This window comes from Paenibacillus apiarius (genome assembly GCF_017052585.1).
GTDB lineage: Bacteria > Bacillota > Bacilli > Paenibacillales > Paenibacillaceae > Paenibacillus_B > Paenibacillus_B apiarius.
Window position 1 is genome coordinate 509,501 of record NZ_JAFFHZ010000001.1, and the last position, 17,187, is coordinate 526,687.

The 17,187-nt window shown below is 50.0% G+C and carries 14 protein-coding genes and 1 pseudogene; 7 read left to right on the forward strand and 8 right to left on the reverse strand.

Going from position 1 to position 17,187, the window contains the following annotated elements; translation table 11 throughout:
• The first annotated feature begins 75 nt into the window (after positions 1-75).
• Positions 76-1,491 (forward strand): cardiolipin synthase, encoded by a 1,416-nt coding sequence (gene cls / locus JSQ80_RS02410; RefSeq protein ID WP_206094216.1) that lies wholly within the window; start codon positions 76-78, stop codon positions 1,489-1,491.
• A gap of 161 nt (positions 1,492-1,652) precedes the next feature.
• Here the strand turns inward: cls and speD are convergent, their stop codons facing one another.
• From speD to JSQ80_RS02425, 3 genes are all read right to left on the reverse strand, one after another.
• Positions 1,653-2,462: an adenosylmethionine decarboxylase gene (gene speD, locus JSQ80_RS02415; protein ID WP_206094217.1), complete on the reverse strand. Its 810-nt coding sequence runs from the start codon at positions 2,460-2,462 to the stop codon at positions 1,653-1,655.
• A 116-nt stretch (positions 2,463-2,578) separates the two neighbouring features.
• Entirely contained in the window at positions 2,579-2,869 is a 291-nt protein-coding gene (locus tag JSQ80_RS29675) for a DUF1657 domain-containing protein (RefSeq protein ID WP_336245698.1), read from the reverse strand.
• 519 nt (positions 2,870-3,388) lie between these two features.
• Entirely contained in the window at positions 3,389-6,016 is a 2,628-nt protein-coding gene (locus JSQ80_RS02425; RefSeq protein ID WP_206094218.1) for an adenosylcobalamin-dependent ribonucleoside-diphosphate reductase, read from the reverse strand.
• Between the two features lie 322 nt (positions 6,017-6,338).
• Between JSQ80_RS02425 and JSQ80_RS02430 the strand changes: the two genes are divergently transcribed.
• The 4 genes and pseudogenes from JSQ80_RS02430 to JSQ80_RS02440 all read left to right on the forward strand — a co-directional run bounded on the left by JSQ80_RS02430 (position 6,339) and on the right by JSQ80_RS02440 (position 10,795).
• Positions 6,339-8,201 carry a DEAD/DEAH box helicase gene (locus tag JSQ80_RS02430; RefSeq protein WP_206094219.1) on the forward strand — a complete coding sequence of 621 codons (1,863 nt, stop codon included), beginning with the start codon at positions 6,339-6,341 and terminating at the stop codon, positions 8,199-8,201.
• A gap of 3 nt (positions 8,202-8,204) precedes the next feature.
• Positions 8,205-8,414: pseudogene (locus JSQ80_RS29680) on the forward strand (YqhG family protein); the annotation flags it as partial.
• A gap of 180 nt (positions 8,415-8,594) precedes the next feature.
• Complete coding sequence (locus JSQ80_RS29685) at positions 8,595-9,305, forward strand: YqhG family protein (RefSeq protein WP_336245835.1); 711 nt, start codon at positions 8,595-8,597, stop codon at positions 9,303-9,305.
• A gap of 299 nt (positions 9,306-9,604) precedes the next feature.
• A complete protein-coding gene (locus JSQ80_RS02440) occupies positions 9,605-10,795 on the forward strand; it encodes a hypothetical protein (protein ID WP_206094221.1) in 1,191 nt (396 codons plus the stop codon).
• A 44-nt stretch (positions 10,796-10,839) separates the two neighbouring features.
• Here the strand turns inward: JSQ80_RS02440 and JSQ80_RS02445 are convergent, their stop codons facing one another.
• Entirely contained in the window at positions 10,840-11,112 is a 273-nt protein-coding gene (locus JSQ80_RS02445) for a YqzE family protein (RefSeq protein WP_206094222.1), read from the reverse strand.
• A 162-nt stretch (positions 11,113-11,274) separates the two neighbouring features.
• Here JSQ80_RS02445 and JSQ80_RS02450 point away from each other — a divergent pair, with 162 nt between their 5' ends.
• Complete coding sequence (locus JSQ80_RS02450) at positions 11,275-12,072, forward strand: N-acetylmuramoyl-L-alanine amidase (RefSeq protein WP_240463485.1); 798 nt, start codon at positions 11,275-11,277, stop codon at positions 12,070-12,072.
• 80 nt (positions 12,073-12,152) lie between these two features.
• Here JSQ80_RS02450 and JSQ80_RS02455 read toward each other — a convergent pair whose 3' ends face one another.
• The 3 genes from JSQ80_RS02455 to JSQ80_RS02465 all read right to left on the reverse strand — a co-directional run bounded on the left by JSQ80_RS02455 (position 12,153) and on the right by JSQ80_RS02465 (position 14,601).
• A complete protein-coding gene (locus tag JSQ80_RS02455) occupies positions 12,153-13,034 on the reverse strand; it encodes a divergent polysaccharide deacetylase family protein (protein ID WP_087433806.1) in 882 nt (293 codons plus the stop codon).
• A 264-nt stretch (positions 13,035-13,298) separates the two neighbouring features.
• The gene (locus JSQ80_RS02460) at positions 13,299-13,703 is read right to left on the reverse strand and encodes a DNA-directed RNA polymerase (RefSeq protein ID WP_206094223.1); all 405 of its coding nucleotides are present in this window, start codon (positions 13,701-13,703) and stop codon (positions 13,299-13,301) included.
• A gap of 484 nt (positions 13,704-14,187) precedes the next feature.
• Positions 14,188-14,601, reverse strand: coding sequence for a YmaF family protein (locus JSQ80_RS02465; protein ID WP_206094224.1), 414 nt, complete (start codon positions 14,599-14,601; stop codon positions 14,188-14,190).
• Between the two features lie 360 nt (positions 14,602-14,961).
• Between JSQ80_RS02465 and JSQ80_RS02470 the strand changes: the two genes are divergently transcribed.
• Entirely contained in the window at positions 14,962-15,252 is a 291-nt protein-coding gene (locus tag JSQ80_RS02470) for a hypothetical protein (protein ID WP_087433809.1), read from the forward strand.
• Positions 15,253-15,478: 226 nt separating this feature from the next.
• On the opposite strand, the gene JSQ80_RS02475 is transcribed toward JSQ80_RS02470, so the two are convergent.
• Positions 15,479-17,158, reverse strand: coding sequence for a glutamine--tRNA ligase/YqeY domain fusion protein (locus JSQ80_RS02475; RefSeq protein WP_206094225.1), 1,680 nt, complete (start codon positions 17,156-17,158; stop codon positions 15,479-15,481).
• Positions 17,159-17,187: the final 29 nt, after the last annotated feature.

Here is a 17,187-nt window from a genome sequence, read left to right on the forward strand (position 1 = left end):
CTGTTAAAAGGCATTCTAAGACTAGAACGTTTGGAAAAATCTATGATGACCTTCCGAGGAGGAGCGACTGAACAATTGTTTTGGATAATTATTTTCACTCTCTTATTGTTCATTTTACAAATCGCTACTGTTATCTTTGTCGAATATCGCCGTCCAAGCAAAGCGATTGCTTGGCTTGTCATCCTGTTTATTTTTCCGCCAATCGGTTTCATCTTGTATTACTTTGTAGCGAAAGAATACTGTCACCCAACCCTTCAGCAGAAGGAAAGTAATTATTGGGACCAATTCAAGGCAGGCCTCATTCAACGGTGTAACCAGAGAATCCGGAAAGTTATGGGAGAGGAAACCATTTGGCAAGGCCACAAATTGCAGGCGCTACTTAAAGACATACCGATCGCCCCCATTACCGCTTATAATGAAACGACGGTCTTTGCCAAAGGAGAACAAGCCTTTGAAGCGATGTTGGATTCGATTGCCGCGGCCAGGCATCACATCCACATTGAATCTTACATCATCCGCAATGATCATCTCGGCACCCGGTTCGAGAGGTTATTAAACCAAAAAGTGCAGGAAGGAGTGAAAGTGCGGTTTATATATGACGGACTCGGGAGCAGACGGCTGGGAAAGGACTATTTGAAACGGCTGCAGGCTGCAGGCGTGGAAACGGGATGCTTTTTCCCCTTGCTGGCCACGTTCATCGATAAGCGGCTCAATTACCGAAATCACCGCAAAATAGTCGTGGTGGACGGCAAAATCGGTTTTTTCGGCGGCTTGAATATAGGAGACGAATATTTGGGGAAGGATCCGGACATCGGCTACTGGCGGGACACTCATTTTAGCATGACAGGCGATGCTGTACTCTGGATTCAATATACCTTTTTACACGATTGGTACTTGGTCAAAGGGCAAACAGTAACCGATCCCGTTTATTACCCCATTCAGGAAAGTCGGGGGATGGAATTTGTGCAAATCGTGAAAAGCGGTCCGGACGAGACGATCCTGGAGCTTATTTTCTCGCTGATCGTTTCGGCGAAAAAAAGGGTGTATATCGAGTCGCCCTATTTCATTCCCGATCCCGGCATCTTGCTGGCTCTAAAAACGGCCGTGATGAGAGGAGTCGATGTTCGAGTCATTATACCTGGCGTTCCTGACAACAAACTTGTTTATTGCGCTTCTTTGTCCTATGCCCAAGAATTGCTGCAGGCTGGGGTTCGGTTTTATCGCTATCAAAAAGGGTTCCTCCATGCCAAAGTGATGATTTCCGATGACTTGGCGTGCTCCGGTAGCGCCAATATGGATATGCGCAGCTTTTGCGGTCAATTCGAAATCAATGCAGTCTTTTTTGACGGGAAGGTAGTTGATCGTTTGGTACAAGACTTTTACCGTGATCTTGACGTAAGTAAGGAGATTATGCTGGCGGAATTCGAGAAACGATCCAGGTTTCAAAAAATGAATGAAGTTTTTGCCCGCTTGTTCTCAGCGTTGCTCTAGTAGATCGACCCTGAATTAATATATGCTGGCGGGAAAGCTGGGAATGGAACCGTTAGAGCTTCGGGAGATAAAGGCCATTTTCCCCAGGCATACCGTGCGAAAAAGAAATCTCAGAAGCCGTAAAGGCCGCTTTGGTTGCTGCTCAAGCTGCATCTAAACCTTCAGGTTCGTATTGAGGAGAAACTGGAAAATATCTCGTTCATTTCCGCTCTTATTTTTTTCGTTATTTCCTGCTGCTCCTTTAGAGTTAACTTATCTTTTGTATATCCAAATAAATAGTTATTTAAATCAAAATCTTTAAGCCTGCATTTTGTGTGATATATATTGTCCTGATATATATTAACATCAATCAGGTCGAATAAATGGATGATGTCATCCGGAATATAATCTTGTATGGAACTGATATCGTGGTCAATAAATAGCTTGCGGCCATGTACATCTCTGGTGAATCCCCGAACTCGATAATCAATCGTCATAATGTCCGTCTCAAACGAGCCAATCAAATAATGCAGTGCTTTTAGCGGCGAGATTTCCCCGCATGTAGACACATCAATATCCGCTCTGAACGTGCTGATCCCCTCGTTCGGATGATATTCAGGATAAGTATGAACCGTAATATGACTCTTATCTAACTGCATGACAACTGACTCTGGAAGAGGCCCGGGAGATTCAGACGATACGGTCGGAACTTCTATAACCGGCCCCTCAGATACTAACAGAGATACGCTCGCTCCTTGCGGAACATAATCTTGTTTTGCAATGTTCACTACATTGGCGCCAATAATATCGGACACTGTGTTTAAAATCTTTGTCAATCGATCCGCACTGTACTGATCGTCAATATACTCAATATAGGCTTCACGTTCTTCTTTTGTTTCGGTATAACAAATGTCGTACATATTTAAGCTTAATGATTTTGTAAGATTATTAAAGCCGTGTAACTTGATATGCAGTTCCGGTTTAACTTTCATGTTTGATTCACTCCTTGGTTTATATGAGACGGGCCATGCAAACACTTAATGCCGGATAGGTAGAATAAGAACCGATATTACGAAGTTTCATACATTTATCGGTACTCTTAGTCTGTTCACTGTTGGATTAGAAGCGGTCTTAATTCAATAATTATGTCCCTTAATGCCTTGGAGCATCCCTCATACATCGCTTTTGCCCCTTGATTCGTTGTTGACAAGCTGAACATTCCTAAATCCGCCTCACATTTTTTTAATGTAGCAAGCGCCTCAGCCTGCGGTTGAGAAGCCGCATTCTTGATTTGATCATTGAACAAATCAATATATAACCGCCCGTGGCTGTCAATTTGACCAAATATACATTCTGTATATTCGTCACTCCAAATTTGGACAGTTCTTCCTTCAACCACAATTCATCTCTTCCGATGGCGGTTATTGTCCCTGAATAGATGTGCTCCCAATATGTTCAATAGCAATTAGCAATTACTACAAAATAAAATCCATTCAACAAGCTACCAGTTAGCTCAACACAAAAAGAAGAGAACGCTCCCGCGCCTCCGCTTGGGCTACGTCCTTCACATTATATTACCAATTGACAATTAAAGCACATACGCGAGTAGCATGTAGTTCTTTGTATAGATCATTCAATTAGACTAAGCACTAAGAAAACACTTCATTTTCTTTTAACACTTGATACAATTTTCTGGTATAAGGTTTTAATTACTTTTATCATCGTTTCCTTATAAACTTGAATAAGCCTGTAGCCGGCAAACGTTGCCGCTACAGGCTTATTTGTCTTATGAATAAAACATACAGCCGCTTTCATAATGCATGAATATTCATGACGAAATATTATCACTCAGTGCGCACGAATTCTCACCTTTTATGCAAAATCACAATAAGCAAGGAACGACTTTTATCCTCTCCGATTACGAGCAACGGCTATATCCGCAGTTCGCGCACGTCTTGCAGCCTTCCACGTTCAGGAGCGAGGCCGTGCCGCAGGACGGGCACAGGTCGCGGGACGTCACTTCGCCCTTCGCTGAGATCGCGGCCGGCTCAATCGGCGCTGGAGGAGCTTCGATCGTCGCCGCGATTGGCGCTTGCTCGTCCGCAGCCGACAGGCCGCCGCCCTCTGCGAGGTGAATCTCCAATGCTTTCGCCACCGCGTCGGCAATCGATTCGACGCGGTTGACGCCGAACCCGATCGCGCCGGAGCCGCCGATGCCCTTCAAATGCTTAATCAGCAGCTCGACCTTGTTGCCATGATCCCCATAACGCAGGAACAGGGAGCATACGCGGCCAAGCGCTTCCGCCATCGCGAATACGTCCGATCCGGCCTTCCCTACATTCAGGAAGATCTCTCCCGGAATTCCATTCAGATCGTTAATCGTAATGTACGCCATGCCGAATGGCGTATTAATCTTATATGTTGCGCCGCGCAGCACCTGCGGGCGGCGTTTGTAGACGTTATTCGACCCATTGCTTCCGTTGCCATCCGGACGAGGTGTCACGGCAATGGTTGGCGCTGCCATAGCCTGGGCGATGTCCGCCTTCTCTGTCTCTTCAGATGCATCTTCAGATGTCGCAGCGACTTCCGCTTTCTCTTCTTCCTTTTTCTTATCTCCCTTGTCTGTAGAGAGCACTTGAACGTCGCGGCTGCCGTCACGATAGATCGTGACACCTTTGCAGCCGAGATCAAACGCCAGCTCATACAGATTCTTGGTCTCTTCTACGGTAAAGTCATTCGGACAGTTCGCCGTCTTCGAAATCGAGCTGTCCACCCAGCGCTGGATAGCCGCCTGCGCACGAATATGATCCTCCGCAGACAGGTCCATCGCCGTAATGAAGTAGTCAGGCAGCGGTTCGCCCGGATGAGCGTTCATCCATTCCTGCGCAATCGGCACGAATTGCTCGTCGAAGCCAAGGCGGCTCTGACGGAAATATTTAAAGGCGAAGTATGGCTCGATCCCCGTTGATGTGCCGACCATCGTGCCTGTGCTGCCTGTCGGCGCTTGGGTAATGACGGTCACGTTCCGCATGCCGTGCGCGCGAATCGCTGCGCCGACCTCCGGATAGGCGCCGACGATGTTCTTCATGAACCCGCTTTGCAGATAGGGCTCCGTCTCGAATGCCGGGAACGAGCCTTTCTCTGCCGCAACTTCGGACGAAGCCAGATACGCTTCGCGCGCGATGAAGCCGAACAATTTATCGAGGAACTCCAGCGATTCCGGACTGCCATAACGGACACCGAGCTTGATCATGAGCTCGGCCAGACCCATGGAGCCGAGGCCGACACGGCGCTCATTCTGTTGATTCTCTTTATTTTTCTCGAAATGGTACGGCGTCTTGTCGATAACGTTATCCAAGAAGCGGACGGAATAACGCGTAACCATCGCCAGTTCGTCCCATGCGACATCATTGTTGCCCTCGTCGTAGAACTTGGACAGGTTGATCGCGGACAAGTTGCAGACGCCCCAAGCCGGCAACCCTTGCTCGCCGCATGGATTCGTACAAATAATCGGATTGAAGTACCAGCTGTTCGACATCTGGTTGTAGTACTCCATGAACACGACGCCAGGCTCCGCGGATTTCCAGGCGGACTCGATAATCGTATGCCAGATGTCGCGCGCCTTGACGGTACGATACGGGACGACTTCCTTGCCAGCCTGCTTCCATTTGTCCAAATCGCCGTCCCACAGCTCGTCGTACTCCGGATCAGCCGTATCCGGAAAGACCAACTCCCAATCCAGATCTTCCTTCACGGCTTGCATGAAGCCGTTGCTCACGCAGACGGACAGGTTCGCGTTCGTCACTTGCCCCATCGTCTGCTTCACGGTAATGAAATCGAGCACATCGGGGTGCCAATCATTCATCATGAGCATGAGCGCGCCGCGCCGGCTGCCGCCTTGCTCGATTAAGCCCGTCGTGTAGCTGAACAAACCGCCCCAAGATACGGCGCCGCTCGAAGAGCCGTTCACGCCGCGCACCATGGCGCGCCGCGGCCGCAGCGAGGACAGGTTGATGCCGACCCCGCCGCCGCGGGCCATAATTTCCGTCATTTCCGACAAGGTCTCCATAATGCCGCCGCGGCTATCCTTCGGCGAAGGTATCACATAGCAGTTAAACAGCGTCAGCTCCTCGCTAGCCCCGGCTCCAGCCGCAATGCGCCCGCCCGGAACGAGCTTCCAGTCATCCAATATATAACGGAACTTTTCAGTCCATTCGGTTTGTTTTTCCGGAGTCGCTTCTACCGATGCCATCGCAGACGCAAGTCGGTCCCACATTTCTTCCGGCGTTTTTTCGATAGTGAGCGTCAGCTTCTCTACCGTGGATTGCACCACTTCGCCGCTGCGCAATTGAACCGACACAAAACGTCCGTCGCGCGCGATCACTTCACCGACTTCTTTGGCTGGGAATTTCGGATCGTCCTTCGTCAACACCAATACGACGTCGCCGACCTTCGTATTATTCGTGTCCGCATCCTTCCATGCATACCGATCCAAAAATATTTTTTCGCTTAGCCCTTCCAAGCGTTGCTTCTGCACCGTTTTCAAAGAAAACAACCTCCCAATTCAAGTTCACTGACAGCACACACGCGAATTTAATTTCCGATATTGTATGTATCTCCCACAATATATTGTGTGCGAAAACCATTTTACTATACTAGATATAGAATTTCTAATGATAAAAGATGAAATATCGCCTAAACAATCGAGACTGCGTTTGCCTAGCTTCTTTTTTCTCTATGAATCTCCCTTTTTTGCTCCTTGCGCTTTCCGTTTTTTTGCGCACAAGCCTTCTTCAAGCAATACCCAAGCAGGTTATGAAACCTTCGAAAAAAGACCATACTACAGCTAAAGCAAGGAGGTCGAGAGGATGCCAACGAACGAATCGCCGCAAACCCGCACTGTGCAATCCGCAGTTAACCAAGCGACGACGCCGTCGCTTGACGCAGCTGCTTCCGAAGCCCCGCAAGCTCTGCCGCGGCCGGACAGGCGGATCGGCCAAGTCCCGCTCTATCTGGATCATGATTGGGCCGAAGAATTGTCCGAGCGGGTGGAGAAGAACGGCCCGTGGGATGACTTTACGCTGTTCCAGCTCGCATATGAAGCGGAGCAAGCGAGGCGCATTCACGCCTTCGACGAGCTGCTCTGCCTCTCGCATATCCAGAATGTAGAGCCTCTGCCCCATCAAGTGGATACCGCGCGCAAGGTGCTGCATGAGATGCGGGGGCGCGCCATACTTGCGGACGAGGTCGGGCTCGGCAAGACGATTGAAGCCGGGCTCGTGCTTAAGGAATACATGATTCGCGGTCTCGTCAAACGCGTGCTTATTCTCGTGCCTGCATCGCTTGTCCTGCAATGGGTGCGAGAGTTGAATCATAAATTCGGCATTTACGCCATCGCGCAGAAAAAGGCATACCATTGGCAATCGGATGTCGTCGTCGCCTCGATGGATACGGCCAAGCGCGATCCGCATAAGGCGGTCTTGCTGGAACAGGAATACGACATGCTTATTATCGACGAGGCGCACAAGCTCAAAAACCGCAAAACGACGAACTACCAGTTCATACAGCACTTGCGCAAAAAATATTGCTTGCTGCTCACCGCCACCCCTGTTCAGAACGACATGAACGAGCTGTATAACTTGATTACGCTGCTGAAGCCCGGACAGCTTGGCGGGCAAGGCGAGTTCAGCACTAATTTCGTGGCCGACAAGCGAATGCCGAAGAACGAGAACAAGCTTCAGACCGAGCTGTCTAAAGTGATGGTCCGCAACCGGCGCGGTGAAGGCAGCGTGCAGTTCACGAAGCGCATCGTCAAAAACGTGCCGCTCACGTTGTCCCCGGAGGAGCAGGCGCTGTACGAAGGCGTGACCCGCTTCGTCAAGGAGCAGTATCAAGCGAACGGCGGCGATATCGGGAGCATGTTCTCCCTCATTACGCTGCAGCGGGAAGTGTGTTCAAGCCGGGACGCCGTATTTTTGACGTTGGTCAACCTGTCGAAGAAGCTGCCGGAGGATTCGCCGGTGCGGAATCATATATGGGATCTGGTCGATCTCATCAAGGGCATCACCGCGAACACGAAAGCCGAGACCGCCATTCAGCTCATACGCGAGATGAACGAGAAGGTCATCGTCTTCACCGAATATCGGGCAACGCAAGAATATTTGATGCAATATTTCCGCAAGCATGGACTCGTGGCGGTGCCATACAGCGGCGGCATGAATCGCGGCAAAAAGGACTGGATGATGGATCTGTTCCGGGGCCGCGCGCAAGTGATGATTGCGACCGAAGCCGGGGGCGAGGGCATCAATCTGCAGTTCTGCCATCATATGATCAACTTCGATCTGCCGTGGAATCCGATGCGCGTCGAGCAGCGGATCGGCCGGGTCCACCGCCTCGGCCAAATGAACGATGTGAAGATCTACAATCTGTCCACGCAAGGGACGATTGAGGAGCATATCCTGAATCTTCTCCATGAAAAAATCAATATGTTCGAATTGGTCATCGGGCGCCTCGATATGATTCTGGAGCGCTTCGAGAAGCAGGATTCGCTGGAACGAAGCCTGTCCCGCATCCTGCTGGAAGCCGGCACCGAGGAGGATATTCGGCAGCAGGTCGACCGCCTGGGGCATTCACTGAACGCGATTCGGGAGGAAGTAGAGTCGGAAAGCGGGAATTCCAAGGAGCCTTTGAGCCGATTGCTTGATCAAATGAGTACAGAAGCGGAGGCATAACAGATGAATACCGAACAAGTCCGCCGTTATGTCATGCGCTACTTGGAAGCAACGGATTGCCACATCCTCGAAAAGTCGCCCGCGCACGCAACCGTGAAGCTGTCCGAACGCGCCGACCGCATACTGACGAATCGCCCCTATTATTGGGGCTTCGTCGATCGTACGGGGGCGGAGCCGGAAACGATGCGCTTCACATTCGTGTTCGATCCGGCGGCGATGCCGCAGGAGCCGCCGCGAGGGCCGGTCGGCGCGCCAATGGTGCCGGCCGCGGGAGCGCCTCCCGGCGGCCCGCCTGCGGCTGGCGCTGCTGCCGCAATGCCGCCCGTGCCCGGAACGGCGCCGGGTTCGCCTGCGAGCGCGCCCGGGGATTCCATCCTCGGGCGCTACTTCGGCGTGGCGCCGGCCTTCACGGGCGGCGGGGGCGGCCCCGGCCGCATTCCGCGCGAGGACGTCACCTATGGCAGCCGCCGCCTCGAGCAGATTATGCAGGCCGCCCACAGCGAAGGCCGCTTCGTCAGCCTATTCGCGGAACCGGCGGCGGACGAAGCGGCCGCACGCCCGGCTCGCGGCGCAAGGCGCTCCGCTCCGTATGAGCCGTGGCTGCTGCTCAACATGAAGCTCGAATTCGCCTGCGATCTGAAGCGCGAGGAAATTCACAGCTGCGGCATCTCGCTCGTCAGCGGCAAAATGCGCGCCAATTATATGGATGAAGCGCTTGCGATGCAGCTTACGCCGAAGTTGCCGCCGCACGTGCATGTGCTGCCTTGGCGGATGACGCTGCAGCAAGCCCGCTCCGCTGTCGAGGAGCGGCTTATCGAGATGATTTCACGCTATGACGACACATGGGCGTCAGAAGCGAACGCTAGACTTGAGGAAGAGCTCGCCAGGCTCGCCGCCTACTATGAGCCCTTGCTGCAAGAAACGGCCGCAGAGAAGCGGAGCCCGCGGGAAGACGCGGACGCCGAAGCAACGGACAAGCTGACTCAAATCAAGCAGCAGTACGACATGAGGCGTCAGGAGCTGTGCTGGCGGTTCGAACCGAGAATACACCTGTCGCTTATCAACGCCGGAGTGATTCATGTGCCGGCGACGGTGATGCGATAATGTTGGATTTTACATTTTCCAGTTTCACGCTTGTATGCGCCGACAAAAGCTCTGTCTGACCATCCCCGCTCTTTTCGCTTAATCGCCGAATTTATGCGGGGAAACGTCAGAAAGCGGCAAAAATAGAATTGCCGCATCAGGCCGCCAATAACGATCGTCCGACAGCCTTTTCAGAGCTTGTCAACTACAATGAAATGGTTGGCACGTATCGTAGATAGGTTAATAGACATACAAATAGAAAACTCCGAAAAAAGGATACAACTCAAAACTACGATTATGGAACATAAAAGAGGTGAACGATGATGAAAAAACAACCGTGGTGGACCCAACTCGCGAGACTGACGACGGCGGCGGCGCTTACCTCGCTCATAGCGGGCGGCGTTACATGTGCCGTATTAACCGCATCGAATCAATTCAATACCTTGGGCGAAGCACTGCCGCCCATATCGGTAGCGGAAGCGCATACCGCCGCCGAGCTAGCCGAGCTCTCATTCACGTCGAAGCCGGCTTCTTCCAGCACTCATTTTCAGCTTCAGCTAGGCGGCATTTCATTGCAGGCCAGTCAAGCCGTGCAGCAACCGACGATTAATGAAGCGGTTCAATACTATAAAGCGCGGTTAGCCAAGGACAAGCCTTTCGAAGCATGGCGTCAAGCGATGACCGAGTTATTGCCGCTAGGCCCGGGAATGCACGGTTGGCTCGTTCGCATTATGGATTACGATACACAGATTGGCTACATGATATTGCAAACGACCGACAAAGGAGAAATTCGGTTGGAGGAATATGGCCAAGGCGATAGTATGCCTTATGACGAGGCGATATTGCAAGAAGCGATAACCGATATGCTTCAATCTGGCGAGCTTGGAACGAAGATGGCGTCAGACGTCCAACCGTTGTTCTTGCAGCCGCTGTTTACGGTCTGGCGTGTAGACTGGCAAGACGGTACGGCAAGTTGGTTGGATGCGCAGAGCGGCGAATGGCTGCCAGAGCAATTCAACCCTGATTTGAAGACCGAATCGGCGCCTGTCATGGACAATCATTATTCCGGGTCCGCCCAGATTGCCCATAGGCCGAACGCCCCCCAACCGTTTGCATCTTTGCTTCATGCCAGAGAACTGCTCCCCGAACATACAAATCGGATAAATCAGTCAACACCATTGCCCAGCCGGCTGCGTATGCCATTCGATCCATACGGGAACATTTTGTGGATGGCGGAGCACTCGCACAAGCGGCTTACTGGAAAAATTCCGGGTAACTTTCAATCGGAGCGTTGGATTTATGTTCAGCAAGACGCGAGCAAATCGGTAAACCAGCCATACTCGCTTATCGGAGTGCAGCAGTGGCAGCAGACTGCTTCGACCTCTCTATCTTCCGAAGAGTCGCTTGCCGCCAACGCTTATATCGTCGTAAATTCAGCCGACATGAAAACACTGCGTTGGATTGCGGCAGATGCTGCGCTGCAGCACGGCTCCTTCGTGCCGCAGTCCTGATAAATCACGCAAAAAGGCACCTCTTATCGAAGAGCGTGCCTTTTTCATCGTTGCTGCTGTTGTGAAGATTTCGAGTTGGATTTCCACCAACGGACGAGCGTAAGCTGGCCGGCCCGCTTGTATAGCGGTTTGCCTCGCCATTGGCCGACCCACATTTTCATACCGAGCGGCATCATCCCGAACCATTTCGTGCTCCATGGCTCTTTCACACGATTTTTCCGTTCCATTTTACGCTCCCGACGCGCTTCCACCGGTGTGTCGATATATGTGACGACGCGCTGTGTAATGAATTTTATCAACTCTTCACCTTTATCCACAGACGGTCACCTCCTTAACATCTCATCGTAGCTGCATGGATTCGTCCCTTATTAGCATCTCCATCATCACCTTCCGTCAAACCTCGATTATGATCGAATGAAGGGAAGCAACGTTGCGCACGCTATGTACAGAACCATTGCAGAAAGAAGGTCTAGCCGTCGATGACACAAAAGATACGAATTTTATCGCCGCACCATTACAGGTGGATTGTAGGCGCTTTATGCATGCTGTTGTTTGGCGCTGCAGTTCTTTTTCCCGGCAATGCCGCTTATGCCCATTCCCCTTCAGCCCCCATCCATCACGTTCTCTTTATTCCGGACAAGAATATGCCGGCCGGCAATGTATTACAGGAGGGGCAGCCGCTTTCTAATGTATTTCTTTCCAAATTAGTTCTTATCGATGCAGGTCATGGAGGTATAGACGGGGGAACCAGCCACGGCGACGTGTTGGAAAAAAACATCAATTTGGCTATTGCCAAGAAGCTGTATCTGATGCTGAAAGCGCGCGGAATTCCCGTTATTCTGAACCGGACCGGAGACTATGCGCTCAGCGATGACAATCGTTGGTCTGCTACCCGTTCGAGACACCGGAAGGATTTGGCGCAGCGGCGCCAATTGAGCGAGGAGATTCCCGTATCGCTGTTCATCAGTCTGCACGTCAATTGGTCTAAAAACAGTGCCGCACGCGGCCCGGTCGTGCTTCACCAGAACGAAGGAAGGAGCCGAATGCTGGCCAAGCTTATTCAAGATTCGCTCAATTCCATGTTCGGAACCCGCTTCCAACCGGAGCTGGGCAAGACCTATTACTTGCTGCGCCGCGTACAGCAGCCTGCGGTCATCGTGGAGACCGGATTTATAAGCAACGCCCGGGATCGCAGCCTGCTTACTCAACCTCGCACCCAACGCGAAATCGCCGCCCGGATTAGTGATGCGATCGTTCATTATCAGCTGCTGTTCTAATGACTGGCTTCGCTCCCTGCAACCACAAAAAAGCGCCTTTTATCGCGTTCACCTTACAGAACGGGAGGGCGCTTTTCGTTTCAGTTTGTTGGAATCGATTTTGAATCCAGCTCCTGAAGCTGCTGTTTTTTTACTAAATAGGAGATATGCACGAACACAGCCTTCTTCGAAATTCGGGGAGCGTATTGGCGCAGCGCTTCCGCGGTCTTCAATCCCGGCTTCCCTACATGACCGATCGTTACGCAGGCATTATGCCGGTCAAGATGAGCCTCAAGCAGCCTGCATTGCTTCACGATATGGGACACTTTATACACGTCATCCAAGAACAGATGATTTTGTACAATCGGGATACCGACTTCCTTCCCGACTTCGCTTATGACGGAGCGAGAATTCGTTCTGCTGTCCAAAAAATAAAGTCCGCGTTCCTTGCACACCTTTAGTACCAGCCGCATGACACGCCGATCGGCAGTGGCCTTGGACCCCATATGATTATTCATTCCTACCGCATGAGGAACTTCATCGATGGCTGCATTGACGCGCCGTATAATCTCTTCATCCGATAAGCCCGTTAAGATTGCTCCCGGTCCAAGCCAGCTTGCCTTGCCGGAGATAGGCTCCATCGGCATATGGACGATGACTTCATGGCCCCGCTGATGCGCGCGCTCGGCATCTTGTTTCGTCGAGGGAAGGAATGGCATCACCGCAACCGTTAGCGGAATCGGCAGGTTGAGCATTTCCTCCGTTCCGGTCATGTTATTGCCGAAATCATCGATTACGACCGCTGCGGTCCGTCCGGATACAAGATCCAAAGGTTGCACGGGTAATGGATTATGTATCTCGTCCCTGCCAGCCGCCCATGCCGCCCCATCGGCGACAGCTGCTGCCCAGAGCACGAACAGAGCTGTACTGATAAAAGCGCATTTGCGCCACGCACCGCGCAGCTTTCTCATTATTTTCAGCATGTGCTCCCTCCCAATCATCACCTCGCGAGTCGAGGCTTTTCAATGCTGTCCCTACTAATATGCGCCAACCGGGTTCGCGCTACTCTTCTCTGTCATCGGCATCCAAACATAAATAAACCCCTTAAGATATACATCCTTAAGGGGTTGTTATAGTTCCTGATTCATATGCTCACCCAATACTGTGAAATGAAATGCGGGAACGGACGATAAAGACCATCCGTGAGTTGATAGCTCTACCTGACGATATTGTTCTTATACGATTTTTTACGCTGTACGTTGATGTACATATTGCAAAATAACATAACCTTCAATGACACGGAATTGAATCACTCCGGATTGCTCCATGTGGTTCAACTCGTTGGTCAACGCATCGATTGCATCCGAAATCAATTCGGGTTCAATGCCCCGCTGATCATGAACATAGCGCGTGGTCAACGCATCGCGATAGAGTTCAGACAATTTTGCGCATGCAATATGGAAAATCATCTCCTGCTCCTTCGCGCGATGAATCGCGTGACGCAGCTTATCCTGTTCGCGGTGGCCTGCTGCGTTCTTCTTCGCATCTTGCACATAAGACATACGGTACGACAAGCGGCGTTCGTTGAGCGCGCGGCTCGCACGGTATCCTCCCATGTGATTCAACCAGTTATTTACCAATACTGTATTCATTTGTTATACCTCCAACTAAAAAGACCTAACGGCTGTACTATATACGTAAGCCCTCCTCATAAATATTCATTTAACCAAAAATCAAACATACGAAACAATTAACATAAAAAACAATCGGACCTATTCATTAGAAACTTGATTCGACGGAATAACGGGCGCGTAGGGAAAATTCCGAAGGAGCGGTGGACAAGCTGAAATGATGGTGAAAGATGAAATTGTTTTGTTGAGGAAGTGCCACAACAAGTTATGTACAACCTGTTAACTAGATATTATACACGCACATAACCATGATGTCAACAGGTCTTTCTCCAATCATCATTTATTTCTTTTATTCTAAATGAATCGGAGTAGAACCCAACACTCTATAGGATTAATGCCTCAACAATAAACATGGTGTCCCCCCGCTCATAGCATTATGGTTATTCTAATTGAATTAAAAAAGATTTCAGCTGGCTATGCTGAAATCTTGCCGCTCTCGCTAGCTTCACTTGATGCTCTCCACAATTAATCCGTGCAGGTGCTTAGCAGAGCCGCTCACCCGAATCGGAACGCTCGTACGTCCCGAAATGATATGGGTATGACCGTCAGCCACTCGGGTTACTTGACGGAAACGGTGGAAATGGCGCGGCCCTTGCCCATTGAGCGCGGGTCCGGTAATGCCGGAATAAGCATGCCGATGGCCGTCTGCAATTTGGGTAATCCCGTTAAATGTATGCCGATGGGTGCCTCGTCCCGGAATAAATCGATCCGTTAAATTGCGAAATCGGTGGCGGTGGCCCTCTGTCAACGATGACCGGCCGCTCATGCGATGTTGAAACCGCACTTGTGACGCATGGCCTTGCTTGCATGAGCAGGACTGTTCTTTCGATTTACCTTTTATACCCAATCGATTTCCCAACCGTTCTCATCCCCCTACTTCATATTTACACCATATGTTATGGCCATCCCAAGGGCTTGGAAACGGCAGTTGCCTACGTTCTGCCTAATCTGGCGGGACAGCGGTGCGTGCCAAGAGGCCACGAACACCGGCGTTCTCTCCCCCATAACCCGGGAGCACTCCGTTCATGGTTGCTGACATTGCACACGAATGCGGGATGCCGACTACCAAATTTCACAGATATTCTAGTTTTATGTCTGTTTTTATCATATAAAGTAATATATCTAGAACCAAAGACTCATAAGCTCATGGTATAATATTCCTTACGTGAGCAAAATGAAATGGTTCATTTCATATCTAAAAATGGAGGTTGGGAAAACGATGAGAGTTGAATTTCCTGTTACATTGGGAGAGGAAAATGAAAAAATAATTCATTCCGATAGCGAGCCCATCCGGTTCGGCACGAACCTGAGCGGATATGACCGTCTCGGCAGACGGGTAACGAACATTGTCGGTTTCGACGGAACGCACTTAATCAAGGAATGTCCTAAATGTGGAAGTGAGAAGACGAGCATTGAGTTCGGTTTGTCGGGACGAACAATGGAAAATGGCGAGGTCCGGGATCAAAGCAACTGCACGAGATGCAGAGCCCATTACTCACGAATCGACTGATGCATGCTTCCATTTCTGCACCTCTTGCGCCGGCATGAACGAACAACGGAATGGCCCGTTGGGTCCTATCCAACCTTATACCTTATTTTTTCATAAAGAAGCATCTCGATTGGATGTTGTACACTAGATTACATATAAAGTGAACATTTCGTAAGAAAACAGGAAGAACCGGAGAGCTGCTTAGACTGCCCGGTTCTTTTCCCTGTGCCCCGGATCACATGCGGCATTACGTATTTTTCTTCCAATTATCTTTGAGCGGAACGATTCTGTTGAACACCAGTTTATCGTTCGTTGTATATTTATTATCCACACAAAAATATCCATGCCGAATAAATTGAAACTTATCTTCCGGTTGCGCTGTTTCCAACGATGGCTCGACAATACAATCCTTTACGATCCTGATTGAATCGGGATTAATGGCTGCATCCCAAGGGCTGTCATCTTGAAGGCAATCGTTGTCCTTTAACAGCTTCTCATACATGTGTATATCTGCTTTTATTCCATGTTGTGCAGACACCCAATGGATCGTCCCCTTCACTTTCCGTTCCGTAAATCCGGTTCCACTCTTTGTTTTCGGATCATACGTGCAGCGGAGCTCGGTGATGTCACCTGTTTGTTCGTCCTTGAGCACTTCATTGCACGTAATGAAATAAGCCCCCTTGAGCCGAACTTCTCCATGTAGAGTCAGCCTGTGAAATCCTTTGCATGGCTGCTCCATAAAATCATCCTTTTCAATATAAACAACTCTCGTAAAAGGAACATTTCTCTTCCCTAAAGCCTCATTCTCGCTGTTATTGTCAATGGTTACATATTCAGAATGATGCTCTGGATAATTTGTGATTACCACTTTCAACGGATTTATTACCGCCATGACACTGTTTGCTTTCGCTTTCAAATCCTGCCTTAAAGCATGTTCCAGCATGGCGATGTCAACCATGCTCTGATGTCTGATTAATCCGATCTCGTCGATAAAGCTGCTTATGCTTTCAGGTGTAAAGCCTCTTCTCCTGAGCCCGCGAATCGTAGGGAGTCTCGGATCGTCCCATCCGTCTACATATTTCCCGTCAACCAATTGTTTTAAAAATCGTTTGCTTGTAACCACACCTGTTAGGTTTAGCCTTCCAAATTCCCTTTGCTGAGGAGCTTCGCATATATTGAGCTCATTCATTACCCATTCATATAGAGGACGATGATCTTTGAACTCGATGGAACATAAGGAATGCGTTATGCCCTCGATTGCATCTTGGATGGGATGGGCAAAATCATACATTGGGTAGATGCACCACGTATTGCCCGTTCTGTAATGCTCCGCCTGAATGATTCTGTAGATCACAGGATCCCTTAAATTTATATTGGGCGAACCCATATCTATTTTAGCCCGCAGAACTTTTTCCCCTGAATGGTACACGCCATTCTTCATGTCTGTAAATAAATCGAGGTTCTCTTTGACGGAGCGATGTCTGTACGGGCTGTTCTGGCCGGGTTCTGTAAGGGTTCCTCTGTAAGCCGTTACTTCTTCTGGCGATAAATCGCAAACATATGCCTTTCCTTTCTGGATCAGAGCAACAGCCGCATTGAATATTTCATTCGAATAGTCTGATCCATAAAATATATTGTCGCCCGGGCTGTAACCTAACCAATTGATATCATCAATGATGGCAGTCACATATTCCATATCCTCTTTTAAAGGATTCGTATCATCAAAACGCAAATGGAACTTGCCGTTGAACTTTTGAGCTGTCCTATAGTTCGTGTGTATGGCGTACGCGCTGCCAATATGAAGGTATCCATTTGGTTCCGGCGGGAATCTTGTGCAAATCGGTCTGTTATAGGTCCCGGCTTGAAGATCGTCACGAATCAGCTTATCTATAAAATGTTCAGAAACGTTTTCATGTTCCTTGCTCATATTCATGCCCTCCTGTGTAAGTTCCAGTT

Bases quoted from the DNA above. Each gene is read 5' to 3' on its own strand.
- speD (WP_206094217.1), bottom strand. From the start codon at position 2,462: ATGAAAGTTAAACCGGAACTGCATATCAAGTTACACGGCTTTAATAAT.
- JSQ80_RS02470 (WP_087433809.1), top strand. From the start codon at position 14,962: ATGAGAGTTGAATTTCCTGTTACATTGGGAGAGGAAAATGAAAAAATA.
- JSQ80_RS02450 (WP_240463485.1), top strand. From the start codon at position 11,275: ATGACACAAAAGATACGAATTTTATCGCCGCACCATTACAGGTGGATT.
- JSQ80_RS02430 (WP_206094219.1), top strand. From the start codon at position 6,339: ATGCCAACGAACGAATCGCCGCAAACCCGCACTGTGCAATCCGCAGTT.
- JSQ80_RS02460 (WP_206094223.1), bottom strand. From the start codon at position 13,703: ATGAATACAGTATTGGTAAATAACTGGTTGAATCACATGGGAGGATAC.
- JSQ80_RS02440 (WP_206094221.1), top strand. From the start codon at position 9,605: ATGATGAAAAAACAACCGTGGTGGACCCAACTCGCGAGACTGACGACG.
- JSQ80_RS02455 (WP_087433806.1), bottom strand. From the start codon at position 13,034: ATGCTGAAAATAATGAGAAAGCTGCGCGGTGCGTGGCGCAAATGCGCT.
- JSQ80_RS02475 (WP_206094225.1), bottom strand. From the start codon at position 17,158: ATGAGCAAGGAACATGAAAACGTTTCTGAACATTTTATAGATAAGCTG.